General features: G+C 66.2%; 13 protein-coding genes and 1 pseudogene. 9 read left to right on the plus strand and 5 right to left on the minus strand.

Annotated features, from left to right (window positions below; genetic code table 11):
• From JHC57_RS17460 to JHC57_RS17475, 4 genes are all read left to right on the plus strand, one after another.
• A partial coding sequence (locus tag JHC57_RS17460) for a protease modulator HflK (RefSeq protein WP_294031601.1) occupies positions 1-635 on the plus strand: 635 nt, incomplete at its 5' end.
• Positions 635-1,486 carry a protease modulator HflC gene (locus JHC57_RS17465; RefSeq protein ID WP_294031603.1) on the plus strand — a complete coding sequence of 284 codons (852 nt, stop codon included), beginning with the start codon at positions 635-637 and terminating at the stop codon, positions 1,484-1,486. The genes JHC57_RS17460 and JHC57_RS17465, both read left to right, overlap by 1 nt.
• Before the next feature lie 129 nt (positions 1,487-1,615).
• Positions 1,616-3,109: a trypsin-like peptidase domain-containing protein gene (locus JHC57_RS17470; RefSeq protein ID WP_294031605.1), complete on the plus strand. Its 1,494-nt coding sequence runs from the start codon at positions 1,616-1,618 to the stop codon at positions 3,107-3,109.
• 122 nt (positions 3,110-3,231) lie between these two features.
• Positions 3,232-3,600 carry a VOC family protein gene (locus JHC57_RS17475; RefSeq protein ID WP_294031619.1) on the plus strand — a complete coding sequence of 123 codons (369 nt, stop codon included), beginning with the start codon at positions 3,232-3,234 and terminating at the stop codon, positions 3,598-3,600.
• Positions 3,601-3,621: 21 nt separating this feature from the next.
• On the opposite strand, the gene JHC57_RS17480 is transcribed toward JHC57_RS17475, so the two are convergent.
• Entirely contained in the window at positions 3,622-3,999 is a 378-nt protein-coding gene (locus tag JHC57_RS17480) for an ammonium transporter (protein ID WP_294031606.1), read from the minus strand.
• Positions 3,996-4,292 (minus strand): autorepressor SdpR family transcription factor, encoded by a 297-nt coding sequence (locus JHC57_RS17485; RefSeq protein ID WP_294031607.1) that lies wholly within the window; start codon positions 4,290-4,292, stop codon positions 3,996-3,998. Before JHC57_RS17485 ends, JHC57_RS17480 begins: the two co-directional genes overlap by 4 nt.
• A gap of 165 nt (positions 4,293-4,457) precedes the next feature.
• Between JHC57_RS17485 and JHC57_RS17490 the strand changes: the two genes are divergently transcribed.
• Both JHC57_RS17490 and JHC57_RS17495 read left to right on the plus strand, forming a co-directional pair.
• Positions 4,458-6,026 (plus strand): helicase HerA-like domain-containing protein, encoded by a 1,569-nt coding sequence (locus JHC57_RS17490; protein WP_294031620.1) that lies wholly within the window; start codon positions 4,458-4,460, stop codon positions 6,024-6,026.
• Positions 6,023-6,469: a hypothetical protein gene (locus tag JHC57_RS17495; RefSeq protein WP_294031609.1), complete on the plus strand. Its 447-nt coding sequence runs from the start codon at positions 6,023-6,025 to the stop codon at positions 6,467-6,469. Before JHC57_RS17490 ends, JHC57_RS17495 begins: the two co-directional genes overlap by 4 nt.
• A gap of 19 nt (positions 6,470-6,488) precedes the next feature.
• Here the strand turns inward: JHC57_RS17495 and JHC57_RS17500 are convergent, their stop codons facing one another.
• Entirely contained in the window at positions 6,489-9,188 is a 2,700-nt protein-coding gene (locus JHC57_RS17500) for a M1 family metallopeptidase (protein ID WP_294031611.1), read from the minus strand.
• A gap of 126 nt (positions 9,189-9,314) precedes the next feature.
• On the opposite strand from JHC57_RS17500, the gene JHC57_RS17505 reads away from it, so the two are divergent.
• Both JHC57_RS17505 and JHC57_RS17510 read left to right on the plus strand, forming a co-directional pair.
• Positions 9,315-10,601, plus strand: coding sequence for a cytochrome P450 (locus JHC57_RS17505; protein WP_294031613.1), 1,287 nt, complete (start codon positions 9,315-9,317; stop codon positions 10,599-10,601).
• 74 nt (positions 10,602-10,675) lie between these two features.
• On the plus strand, positions 10,676-10,915 hold the full coding sequence (locus JHC57_RS17510) for a hypothetical protein (protein ID WP_294031615.1): 240 nt from the start codon (positions 10,676-10,678) through the stop codon (positions 10,913-10,915).
• Here JHC57_RS17510 and JHC57_RS17515 read toward each other — a convergent pair.
• Positions 10,912-11,322: a thioesterase family protein gene (locus JHC57_RS17515; RefSeq protein WP_294031616.1), complete on the minus strand. Its 411-nt coding sequence runs from the start codon at positions 11,320-11,322 to the stop codon at positions 10,912-10,914. The two genes, JHC57_RS17510 and JHC57_RS17515, sit on opposite strands and share 4 nt — an antisense overlap.
• Positions 11,323-11,391: 69 nt before the next feature.
• Positions 11,392-11,862 (minus strand): preQ(1) synthase, encoded by a 471-nt coding sequence (gene queF, locus JHC57_RS17520; protein WP_294031617.1) that lies wholly within the window; start codon positions 11,860-11,862, stop codon positions 11,392-11,394.
• 129 nt (positions 11,863-11,991) lie between these two features.
• Here queF and JHC57_RS17525 point away from each other — a divergent pair.
• A pseudogene (locus tag JHC57_RS17525) lies at positions 11,992-12,227 on the plus strand (hypothetical protein); the annotation flags it as partial.

Below are 12,227 nucleotides of genomic sequence, written 5' to 3' on the forward strand. Positions count from 1 at the left end.
CGCCCAACGCGACCGACGAGAATTTCGTGCTGACGCGCGACCAGAGCATCGTCGATCTGGCCTATGAGGTCCGCTGGTCGGTTCGCAGCCCCGAACTTTTCTTTTTCCAGCTCGCCAATCCCGAAGAGACGATCCGCGAGGTCGCCGAAAGCGCGATGCGCGCGACGGTCGCCAATTTCGACCTCGTCCAGGCGATCGGCCCCGGGCGTGTCGAGATCGAACGACAGGTCCAGCAGCGCATGCAGGCGCTGCTGGACGAATATCGGGCGGGGGTGACGATTCAGGGGATCGCGATCCGTCAGGCCGACCCGCCGAGCCAGGTCGACGAAGCGTTCAAGGAAGTCACCGCGGCGCGGCAGGAGCGCGAATCGGCGATCAACCTCGCGCGCGCCTATCAGCAGCAGGTGCTCGAGCGCGCGCGCGGCGACACCGCGGCGTTCGACAAGATCTATGAACAGTACAAGCTGGCGCCCGGGGTGACCCGTCAGCGTCTCTATTATGAAACGATGGAGGCCGTGTTGTCGAACGTCGACAAGACGATCGTCGAGGCGCGCGGGGTCACCCCGTATCTGCCGCTCAACGAAGTCCAGAAACGACTCAAGGCGCCCGAAGCGGCCACGAAGGGAGGCGAATGATGTTCGATTCGCTTTTCCGCAATCCGGTGCGCCTGCTCGTCGGGATCGTCGCCATACTCGTCGTGCTGATGATGACGGTGACGATCGTTCCCGAGGATCGCCAGGCCGTCATCCTGCGCGTCGGTGAAATCTACGGCACGAAGAATGCCTACAAGAAGGGCGAGCAATTCGGCCGTTCGGGTGCGGGCGTGCTGATCACCCTGCCCTTCGCCGATTCGGTCCAGCTGATCGACAAGCGCATCCTCGGTGTGAACATGGAACGCCAGCAGGTGCTCTCGACCGACCAGCAGCGGCTGCAGGTCGACGCCTTCGCGCGCTTCCGGATCACCGATCCCGTGCGCATGTATACCGCGATCCGCACCGAGGAACGGCTGCAGCAGCAGCTCGCGACGATCCTTGGCTCGTCGCTGCGCAACGAGCTCGGCAAGCGGACCTTCGCGACCTTGCTCTCGGCCGAACGCGGTGCGGTGATGGACAATATCCAGATCGCACTGAACCGCGAGGCGAACAAATATGGCGCCGAGATCATCGACGTCAGGATCAAGCGCGCCGACCTGCCCGAGGGCGCGACGCTCGAGGCCGCGTACAACCGCATGCGCACCGCGCGGCAGCAGGAGGCGATCTCGATCCGCGCCGAGGGCCAGAAGGAAGCGCAGATCATTCGCGGCGGCGCCGACGGCGAAGCGGCGCGCATCTATGCCGCGAGCTTTGGCAAGGACCCCGAATTCTATGATTTCTACCGCGCGATGCAAAGCTATCGGCAGACCTTCCTCGGTGAAAACAACCAGGGCGCGACGTCGATCGTCATGTCTGCGGACAACGAGTATCTGAAGCGTTTCAAGGGTAATTGATCTGGAACGGGACGGCGGATGAACGGTTTGTGCAACCGTCGTTCATGTTCAAACAGCGTTCAGCCGCGGGCGAGCAGATAACCGCCGCCGGGGCAGAGAGTTTTTCGCAAGAGAAAAGGATTTCCGATCGTGCGTTATGTTTATGGCATCACTTCGGCCTTGCTGGCGGGTGGCACCGCGCTGGCGCTGGTCACCCAGTCGCCCGTCGGGGCGCAGGTCGCGCAGAATGAAAAGAGCGAAATCGCGAAGGCCGTGCCGCGTGCCGGCGCGCCCGAAAGCTTCGCCGACCTCGTCGAGCAGTTGCAGCCTGCGGTGGTCAACATCTCGACCAAGCAGGAAGTCACGCTGGGCGTTCGCCTCAACCCCTTTGCCGGGACGCGCGAGCCGATCACGCAGGAACAGCAGGGCGGCGGCTCGGGCTTCCTGATCTCGGCCGACGGCTATATCGTCACCAACAATCACGTCATTTCGGGCGGCCCGCGCGGCGAGGCCGTCAACCAGGTCACGGTGACGCTGACCAACCAGAAGGAATACAAGGCGACGATCGTCGGCCGCGACGTGGCGTCGGACCTTGCATTGCTCAAGATCGAGGCGAGCGGTCTGCCGTTCGTGAAATTCGCCGACGGCGGCACCGCGCGCGTCGGCGACTGGGTCGTCGCGATCGGCAACCCGCTCGGTCTCGGCTCGACGGTGACCGCGGGGATCATCTCGGCGGTCCAGCGCAATATCGGGCAGGGCGGCGCCTATGACCGCTATATCCAGACCGATACCGCGATCAACCGCGGCAACTCGGGCGGCCCGTTGTTCGATCTGCAGGGCAATGTCGTCGGCATCAACAATATGCTGATCTCGCCCGTCGGCGCGAACATCGGCGTCAATTTCGCGATCCCCGCCGATGCCGCGATTCCCGTGATCGAGGCGTTGCGTGCCGGCGAAAAGGTCCAGCGCGGCTATCTCGGCATCGGTATCGCGCCGGTCGACGAGGATCTGGCCGCGGCGCTCGGCCTGCCGAAGGATCGCGGCGAGTTCGTCCAGCGCGTCGAGGACGATCAGGCGGCGGCGAAGGCCGGCCTCAAGCGCGGCGACGTCGTGACCAAAGTCAACGGCAAGGAGGTCACGCCGCAGCAGACCTTGTCCTACATCGTGTCGAACACCAAGCCCGGCACGCGCATCCCGCTCGAAATCATCCGCGACGGCAAGACGATGACGGTCCAGGCGGTCGTCGGCACGCGTCCGCCGGAGGAAGAGCTGACCGGTTCGAACTTCGACCCCGAAGCCGAGCAGACCGAGCCCGAGGATCCGACGGGCGCCGCCGACAAGGCGATCCAGGACGAGCTCGGCCTGTCGGTGCAGATCGTCACCCCCGATATCGCGCGCGCGGTCGGTGTCGATGCGGGGACCAAGGGCCTCGTTATCGGCGCCGCCTCGGCGAACAGCGATGCCGGCCGCAAGGGCCTGCGCCGCGGCGACGTGATCCTCAGCGTGAACCGCACGCCGGTCACGACGGCCGAGACGCTCGCCAAGGCGGTCGCCGACGCGAAGAAGGCGGGCCGCGATGCGGTGCTGCTCGAAATCCTGCGCCGTGGCGGCCCGTCGGCCTTTGTCGCGGTTCGCGTGAAATAGGCCCGGGCTTTATCGCCCGACATCAGGGGGCGCCGCACCTTCGGGAGCGGCGCCCTTTTCATTTGCGCGCCGCACCCTTCGTTCATATTATGTTCTCATAATATCGAGTCGGGAGAAAGATGATGATTGGCTATGTGACGCTGGGGACGAAGGATCTCGCAAAGGCGGCGGTTTTTTACGATGCGATCGCCGCCGAACTGGATACGCCGCGCATGATGGAATTCGACGGTTTCATCGCGTGGGGCAAGCCCGGCGGCGGCGCGGGGATCGGCCTGACGCGCCCCTTCGACGGCAATGTCGCGACGGTCGGCAACGGTGTGATGGTCGCGCTGGAGGCGAAGGACAGGGAACAGGTCCATCGGCTCCATGAGATCGCGCTGGCGAACGGCGGCACCTGCGAAGGCCCTCCGGGACCGCGCGGCGAGGGATTTTATGCGGGCTATTTCCGCGACCCCGACGGCAACAAGCTCAACGCCTTCATCATGGGGTGAGGGCGCGGCCGGGAAAGCGCGCTAGGCCGGCCTTTCGTTCGACGGCAGCGACCGGCAATAGAAAAAGGTCACCGCGATCCCGGCCAATACGGCGCCGCAACCGCCGACCAGCGCGATGGTCATCGGGGCGAAGACCCATAGCACGGCATAGACGAGCCCGCTGAGGGCCATCGACCATCCCGCGACGCGGTTCACCCGGCGGGCATGGGCGCTGTGGGTCAGGATCTTGGGCATGCGGTTGCCGTACCAGGCGAGCATGATCCCGGTCGCGCCGAGGACGATGCGCGTCGCATCGTCGCCGTCGATATAGCCGAGCTGGAGCGCGGCGGTCGCGGCGAGCGCCAGCACGACGATGCCGCCACCCCAGGCGATATCCGCCTTCAACTGCTGTTGCATCATGTCTTGTCCTTTTGATCCACCGGTGCTGCGGCAGCACCGGGATTGAACGAGTGAACGAAGCCGAGCAGGGCTTCTTCGAGAACCGAAAGCTTCAGGTGATAGATGACGGATTTTCCGTCCTTCTCGGCATGGACCAGGTCGGCTTCCTTCAGCACCGCGAAGTGCGCCGACATGGTCGGCTTCGACACGTCGAACTGTTCGCTGAGCTCGCCGGCACTCATCGGTCCCCGTTGCAACAGCTGCAGCACCCGGCGGCGGGTGGGGTCGGAGAGGGCTTTGAAGATCGAACTCATGATGTGATATTTAGCTAAACATCGAAATGAGTCAAGCGCGAATGATGGATGGCGGGGCGGAATGGCCGAGTTGCCGATTGCCTGAGTTTTCGCGCCGTTCTAGACCGGACCAGATTTGGGTCAGCGGAGGAATGCAGCGTGAGCGATGGCAGCACGGCAAGCGAAATCTATATCGGCCTTGGCGGGGGCGGCGCGGCGGATGGTCCGCGCCAGTCGCTCGTGCTCAGGCGCGCGAACCGTCACGGGCTCATCGCCGGCGCGACCGGCACCGGCAAGACGGTGACGCTGCAGGGGCTCGCCGAGGGTTTTTCCGCCGTCGGCGTGCCGGTGTTCGTCGCCGACGTGAAGGGCGACCTTGCCGGGATGGCGATGGCGGGCAGCCCGACGTCGAAGATGCACGAGATTTTCGCCGCGCGCGCGGCCGAGATCGGCGACAGCGACTGGGCCTATCGCGACAATCCGGTGATCTTCTGGGACCTGTTCGGCGAACAGGGGCATCCGATCCGCACGACGATTTCCGAAATGGGGCCGTTGCTGCTCGCGCGGCTGATGGGGCTCAACGAGGTGCAGGAGGGCGTACTCGCCATCGCGTTCCGGGTCGCCGACGAACAGAATCTGCTCCTCCTCGACCTCGGCGACCTGCAGGCGATGCTGTCGTGGTGCGCCGAAAATGCCGACGAGCTGACCACCAGATACGGGAATGTGTCGAAAGCGACGGTCGGGACGATCCAGCGCCAGCTTCTCACGCTCGAAAGCCAGGGCGGCGACCATTTCTTCGGCGAGCCCGCGCTCGACATCATGGACATGATCCGCACCGACGAGAATGGGCGCGGCTATGTGAATATCCTCGCCGCCGACAAGCTGATGGCGAGCCCGAAGCTCTACGCGACCTTTCTGCTCTGGCTCCTCAGCGAGATGTTCGAGACGCTTCCCGAGGTCGGCGACCCCGACAAGCCCAAGCTCGTCTTCTTCTTCGACGAGGCGCATCTGCTGTTCGACGACGCGCCGCCCGCGCTCGCCGAAAAGATCGAACAGGTCGTGCGCCTGATCCGCTCGAAGGGCGTCGGCGTCTATTTCGTCACGCAGAATCCGATCGACATTCCCGAGGATGTCGCGGGCCAGCTCGGCAACCGCGTCCAGCACGCGCTCCGCGCCTTCACCCCGCGCGACCAGAAGGCGGTGAAGGCCGCCGCCGAAACCTTCCGTCCGAATCCCAAGGTCGATGTCGCGCGCGAGATCACCGAACTCAAGGTCGGCGAGGCGCTGGTCTCGCTGCTGATGGCCGACGGCGCGCCGTCGCCGGTCGAACGCACGCTGATCAAGCCGCCCTGCTCGCGCGCCGGACCGCTCGACGCCAAGGAGCGGGCGATCATCAGGTCGATCTCGCCGGTCGAGGGCAAATATGACACGCCCGTCGACCGCGAGAGCGCCGAGGAACTGCTTGCCGCCAAGGCCGAGCAGGCGCAGGCCGCGGCCGTCGAGGCCAAGGCGCAGGTCGAGGCCGACAAGCAGGCCGCGATTGCCGCGAAGGAAGAGGCGAAGCGCAAGGCGGCCGAGGAGCGCGAACGCATCCGCCTTGAAAAGGCGGCGGCGCGCGAAGCGGCGAAACCCTCGATGGCCGAGAAGATGGTGCAGTCGGCGGCGCGGTCGGCGGCGACGAGCCTCGGCCGGCAGGTCGCGGGCAAGTTCGGCGGCCAGCTGATGCGCGGCATTTTGGGCAGCCTGTTCAAGTGAGCGACGCCGCGGCGATGGAGGCGAGCCTCGCCGCCGTCGCCGACGCCGGCATCGATATCCGCCACGCGCTGTTCGATCGCTTCTTCGCCGTCTTTCCCGAACGCCGCGCGAGCTTCATGATCGTCGATGCCTCGTCGGTGCGGATGACCGACGAGACGCTGCAGATGATGCTCGGACTGGCGAAGGGGGAAAGCTGGGTGTGGCCGCTCGTCGCCGAGCTTGTCTTCACCCACCGCGCCTATGGGCCGTTGCCGATCACCGAATATGACGCCTTCATCGACATGACGGTCGAGGAAGTGGGCGCCGCGGCGGGCCCGGCCTGGAGCGCGGACACCGCCGCCGCGTGGCAGCGCCACGCCGATGCGCTGAAGGCGATGATCCGCAAGGCGCGCGCCGAATGGGAAAGCGCGATGCCTGCGGGGGCGCCGCAGCCGGCCGACTGACCGGCTGCAGCTCTTTTCGCTACTTTCCTTTCAGCCAGCTCGCGATCTCGCCCCTGATCCGCGGACGGCTGACGCTGCGTTCCTTCAGGCTGGCCAGCGTCTTGTCATAAGGCTTGCGAACGTCGGCGGGCAGCGGCGCGGCGATCCGTTCGAGCTTCGCGATCATCGCCGGATCGTTCGACGCGGCCGCGAGCCCGGCGAGGAAGCGTGCCCGCGCCGAGGCGTCGATCAGCCGGTCGACCGCGGCCTGATTGGCCTGCGCGAAATCGACCGCGAGTCCGGCATGATTCCGGGCAACAGCGCCGATGATCGAGGCGCTGACGGTCTTGCCGGGCTCGTCGGTGAGCGCGAGGTCGAGCGCGCGCTTCGCCAGCCCCGCGTTCTTCGTATTGCCGAGGAAGGTGTAGAAGGCGCTGCGTTCGACCGCGGATTTCGATCCCTTCGCCAAGGCGCGAAGCTTGTTCCATTCGCCCTCGCTCGCGTTCGCCGCGACGATGTCGAGCCAGCGCGATTTCAGCGGGCCGTCGAGCGCCGCGGGATTGCCGTCGAGCAATGCGAAGCGGCGGCGCGCCTCGGCCAGCACCCTGGCGTCGCCCAGCGTGCCGAGCGCACCGAGCAGTTCGGAGCGCAGGATGCTGTCGAGCGCGGGTTCGCCGGCGCGCGCGTCGAAGCCGAGGCGCTGCATCGCGGGCGCGAGCGCCGCAGCGCCGCGCGCCGCGATCTGCTTCTGCACTGCCGGCTGGTCGTCGAAATAGCCGTATAGCGCCGTGTAACGCCCCGCGACGTCGCCGAGCAGTTTCTGGTTCGCATCTTCGGGTGCCGCTGCCAGCAGGTCGAGCGCGGCGCCCATCGGCTGATAGCCGGCATAGGCGAGCGCGAAATTGTCGCCGAGGAGGCCGAGCTGGTCGATCGGCGCCAGCTTCGCGAAATCGCCGCGGAGCGCGGTCAGCGCCGCGGGCGAATAGAGCGTGCGATAATAGCCTGCCTGACCGGCGTTGATCAGCACCGCGCCGCAGCCGGGCAGGCTCAGCGTTCCGGTGCCGCCCGAGATCACCTGCCGCGCAACCGCGCCGTTGCCGGCGCGTGCGAGGACGGGCACCCGCCAGCGGCGCGCGGCGGCATCGATGCTGTCCTTGCGGTCGCGCGAAAATTCGCTCTGCGTCAGCTCGACCTTCGTGTTGCCGCCGGCGCAGGTCACGCCACCGACGCGGAGCAGCGGGATACCCGGCTGGTTCGTGAAATCATGCGCGATCGCGGTCAGCCCCTTCGCGCCCGCCGCCTCGACCGCGTTCCACAGATCGTCGGTGCGCGTGTTCGCATATTTGTGCCTGTCCATATAGGCGCGCAGACCCTCGCGCCATACGGCCTCGCCGGCATAGGATTCGAGCATCGTGATGACCGCCTCGCCCTTCTGGTAGGTGATCGCGTCGAACGCCTGATTGGTATCCTCGACGGTGCGGATCGTCTGGACGATGGGATGCGTCGTCGCGAAGGCGTCGAGCCCCATCGCGCGCTCGCGGCCGTCGACGCGCTCGAGCAGCGGCTGCCAGTCGGGGTGGAAATGGTCGCTCGCCTTGGTTTCCATCCAGCTTGCGAAACCTTCGTTGAGCCAGAGATCGTCCCACCATGCCATGGTGACGAGATCGCCGAACCATTGATGCGCGACCTCGTGCGCCTGCGTCGAATAGATCTGCTGGCGCGTCGCGTCGCTGGTGATTTTCGGATCGTCGAGCAGGATGCGCTCGAAGGTGAAGATCGCGCCCCAGTTTTCCATCGCGCCGAAGAATTGCGACTGACCGGGCCCCGCGACATTGTCGAGCTTGGGCAGCGGATAGGGCTGACCGAAATAGTCGCTGTAATAGCCGAGCAGCGGGCCGAGGCTGTCGAGCGCGAAGCGCGCCTGTTCGCCGGATCCCCTGGGCGAGACGATGCCGACCTCGGCGCCGCTGCCGCTCTTCGCGGCGAGCCGCTCGAAGGGGCCGGTCGCGAAAAAGAGGAGATACGACGACATTTTGGGTGAAATCCGGAAGCTCACCTTCTTCAGCCCGTTCGCGAGCGGCGTTTCGCTGGCCACAGGCATGTTGCTCACCGCAAGGTCGCCCGCGGGGACGGTCGCGGAAAGGGTGAAGGTCGCCTTGTAGCTGGGCTCGTCGAAGCTCGGGACGAAGCGGCGCGCATCGGGCGCCTCGAACTGGGTGAACAGTCCGCGCACCTCGCTCCCCGTCGCCTTGTCGGGATAATCGAGCGCGAAAAGCCCGTTCGCCTGCGTGTTGATCACGCCGGTGTAGCTGGTCGTCAGGCGATATTTGCCGGGCGCGAGCGGGGCCGGGGCGGTGAAGGTCGCGGTCTGCGCTTCGGGATCGGTTGCGACCGTCAGGGCGATCGCCTTGCCGTCGGTGCCGGTCAGGCTGGCGCTCGCGAAGCCGAGGTCGAGCGCGTTGAGCGTCAGCGTCGCCGACGGTGCGTAGAGCTCGACATCGATTCGCGCCTCGCCGGCGAAGCCCAGCGCCCTCGCGTCGGGGGTCACGTCGATGTCGTAATGCAGCGGGCGCGCAACGCGCGGGAGCTGGCTCGGGACGCTCGTGTCGAGCGGCGCCCCGGTGAGGGCGGGCGCTGCGGCAACGGGGGTCGGCGATCCGATCCCCGGCTGCGCCGCGCAGGCGGCAAGGCCCAGCGACGAGACGGCGGCAACGAGCAAATGACGAGTCGAAAATTTCATGGTTGCGATCCCCGGTATGATTCCGCTGCCCGGGCTAGGCGCATGCGCGTGCCCCGGCAACGCCCCCTTTCGGCAGGCCGTCGTCCGGGCTCGACAGACGGCACGCGATCGGGCAGCTTTGGTTGCATGACAAAACCTATATTGCCCGGAGAGGTAGCCGCCGCCGTCGTCGATCCTGTCGCATACGGCCAATGGGATCCGCTGCACGAGCAGCTTGCCTGGGCGCGCGCCAACGCGCCGCTCGCGGTGGCCGAAAACCACGACCACGATCCTTTCTGGCTCGTGACCCGACATGCCGACATCATGGCGATCAGCCGCGATCCGCAGCGCTTCGCGAACGGCATCCGTCCGACCGTGCTCACCAACCGCGACGGCGAGGCGCTGGCGCGCGCCGCGACGCCGGGAGGCGACGGCCATCTGATTCGCTCGCTCGTCCAGATGGATGCGCCCGATCACATGAAATACCGACTGCTGACGCAGAGCTGGTTCATGCCCAAAAATCTGAAGATCGTCGAAGACCGCATCCGCCAGCTCGCACGCGAGACGGTCGATCATATGCTCGCGGGCGATGGCGAGACCGATTTCGCGCGCGACGTCGCGGCGCATTATCCGCTGCGCGTGATCATGGACATATTGGGCGTGCCGCCCGAGGACGAGCCGAGGATGCTGATGCTGACGCAGCAGCTCTTCGGCCCCACCGATCCCGAACTGAACCGCAGCCGCGAGGCGATCACCAGCGCCGAGCAGGCGATCGCGATGCTCAACTATGTCATCGCCGATTTCGAGAATTATTTCGGCGCGCTCACCGCCGACCGCCGCGCCAACCCGCGCGAGGATATCGCGACCGTGATCGCCAATGCCATGGTCGGTGGCGAGCAGATCCCCGACCGAGAACTCGCAGGCTATTACATGATCATCGCGACCGCGGGGCACGACACGACGAGTGCGTCGACCGCCGGCGCGATCATGGAGCTGGCGAGGAACCCCGCGCTGTTCGGGCGCTTCCGCGACGCGGAAAGCGACAAGGCGGGGCTGATCGAGGAGGCGATCCGCTGGACGACGCCGGTCCAGCATTTCATGCGCAGCGCGAAAGAGGATGTCGAGATCGGCGGGCAGACGATCCGCGAGGGCGACTGGCTGATGCTCAATTATGTTTCGGGGAACCGTGACGAGGCGGTGTTCGGCGACCCCTTCGCTTTCGATCCCGACCGCGAAAAGAACCAGCAGATCGCCTTCGGGTTCGGCGCGCATGTCTGCCTGGGCCAGCATCTGGCGCGCATGGAGATGCGCATTCTGATGGAGGAGTTGCTGCCGCGGCTCCGGGGCCTCGAACTGGCGGGCGAGCCGGCGCGCGTCGAATCGGTGTTCGTCGGCGGATTGAAGCGCCTTCCGATCCGCTTCGCGGCCGCCTAGCTCCGTTTCGGCGCGGGGCCGGGGAACAATCGCCTTCCAGCGGCGTTTTTAGGCTTCTGAAAAAGGAGCTTGCGATGAATCTCTGGAAGAAGGCCGCGGTCTCATTCGCCGCGACGTCGATGGTTCTGGCGCCGGTGGCCGCCTCCGCGGCGCCCGCATGGAACGCCGCTCAGGCGGTCTCGATCACCGAGGACCAGAATGAACTCGAAGGCGCGAGCTGGGTCGCGATCGTTCTCGGGCTCGCGATCATCGGCGGCGGAATCTGGCTGGTCGTCGACGACGATGGCGACGACGATCCCGTATCGCCCGGCTAAGCCTTTTCGCCCGGAAAGAAGCGGGCGATCACGTCGCTCGCGAGGCGCGCGGGCCGCAGCGTCTCGGCGTCGATGCAGCACCAGCTCGATTTGACCTCGGCGAGCACATCCTCGCCGCGCTTGATGATCGTTTCATAAAAGGCGCGCGCGCCCTGCACTTTTTCGAGGATCACGGTCGCGATGACCTGATCGTCGAGAAAGGCCGGGCGGCGATAGGTGATCTCGTGCTTCAGCGCGACCCACAGATGCGCCGCCACAGCTTCCGGCGGCGCGATCTGGCGCCAGTGCGCCAGCACCGCTTCCTGCACCCAGCTCAGATAATGGGCGTTGTTCACATGACCCATGAAGTCGATCACGTCGGGACCGACCTTGATGTCGTGGTCATGGGGCAGGGCGGCGGTGCTCATATCGTTGACACTAGTGTCAACAATTCGTGACGGAAAGATGAAATTCCGGCTGTTGCGACAGAAACATGGTCAACCGCGTCCGCGATAGGGCGCGACGCCCTGGTCGGGGAGCCACAGTTCTGCGGGGGGCGCGCCGGATTGCCAGAAGACGTCGATCGGAATGCCGCCGCGCGGATACCAGTAGCCGCCGATGCGCAGCCAGCGCGGCTGCATCTCGTCGAACAGGCGGCGCCCGATGCCGACGGTGCAATCCTCGTGAAAGCCGGCATGATTGCGGAAGCTGCCGAGGAAGAGCTTGAGGCTCTTCGATTCGACGATCGTTTGTCCGGGCGCATAGTCGATCACAAGATGCGCGAAATCGGGCTGACCGGTCACCGGGCAGAGCGAGGTGAACTCGGGCGCGGCGAAGCGGACGAGATAAAGATCGCCGGCGCGCGGATTGGGCACATAGTCGAGAACCGCCGCTTCGGGCGAGGCAGGAAGTTCGCTGGATTGGCCGAGATGTTTCGGCGCGAGCGGTGTGGGGCTGGAATCGGTCATGGAAAGGCTCTAGTGCGCAGCGCGGCCTATGTCATCCGGGCCAATGCTTTCCGGGACGGGTCGACCGCAGGGTTCAGCGCCAATTCAGCGGCGCGGGCGGCATATGGGTAGTGTGGGATCGCGGACAAGATGACGGTGCGTAACTTCGGGCGACAACAGGCGGCGGCCTATGCGCTGGCCGCGGCGATGCTGGCCGCAGGCGTGCCCGTCGCCGCGCAGGACGCGGCGACGCCGTCGCGCCCGATCGATTTCCGCCTGCCGCCGGCTCCCGACGAGGGGCGCACCCCGGGCGTGCAGGGACCGTCGGACAATGGCCTGCCGCCGGTCGCGCCGGGCGAGCGGCGAGGCCAGCCGGCGCCGACCCC

The sequence above is a fragment of the Sphingopyxis sp. genome, from assembly GCF_016463645.1.
In the GTDB taxonomy this organism is placed as follows: Bacteria; Pseudomonadota; Alphaproteobacteria; order Sphingomonadales; family Sphingomonadaceae; genus Sphingopyxis.

What these genes read in the sequence shown, in the direction of transcription:
- JHC57_RS17505 (WP_294031613.1), top strand. Translation starts at nt 9,315, where the DNA reads ATGACAAAACCTATATTGCCCGGAGAGGTAGCCGCCGCCGTCGTCGAT.
- JHC57_RS17510 (WP_294031615.1), top strand. Translation starts at nt 10,676, where the DNA reads ATGAATCTCTGGAAGAAGGCCGCGGTCTCATTCGCCGCGACGTCGATG.
- JHC57_RS17475 (WP_294031619.1), top strand. Translation starts at nt 3,232, where the DNA reads ATGATTGGCTATGTGACGCTGGGGACGAAGGATCTCGCAAAGGCGGCG.
- queF (WP_294031617.1), bottom strand. Translation starts at nt 11,862, where the DNA reads ATGACCGATTCCAGCCCCACACCGCTCGCGCCGAAACATCTCGGCCAA.
- JHC57_RS17500 (WP_294031611.1), bottom strand. Translation starts at nt 9,188, where the DNA reads ATGAAATTTTCGACTCGTCATTTGCTCGTTGCCGCCGTCTCGTCGCTG.
- JHC57_RS17485 (WP_294031607.1), bottom strand. Translation starts at nt 4,292, where the DNA reads ATGAGTTCGATCTTCAAAGCCCTCTCCGACCCCACCCGCCGCCGGGTG.
- JHC57_RS17465 (WP_294031603.1), top strand. Translation starts at nt 635, where the DNA reads ATGTTCGATTCGCTTTTCCGCAATCCGGTGCGCCTGCTCGTCGGGATC.
- JHC57_RS17515 (WP_294031616.1), bottom strand. Translation starts at nt 11,322, where the DNA reads ATGAGCACCGCCGCCCTGCCCCATGACCACGACATCAAGGTCGGTCCC.
- JHC57_RS17480 (WP_294031606.1), bottom strand. Translation starts at nt 3,999, where the DNA reads ATGATGCAACAGCAGTTGAAGGCGGATATCGCCTGGGGTGGCGGCATC.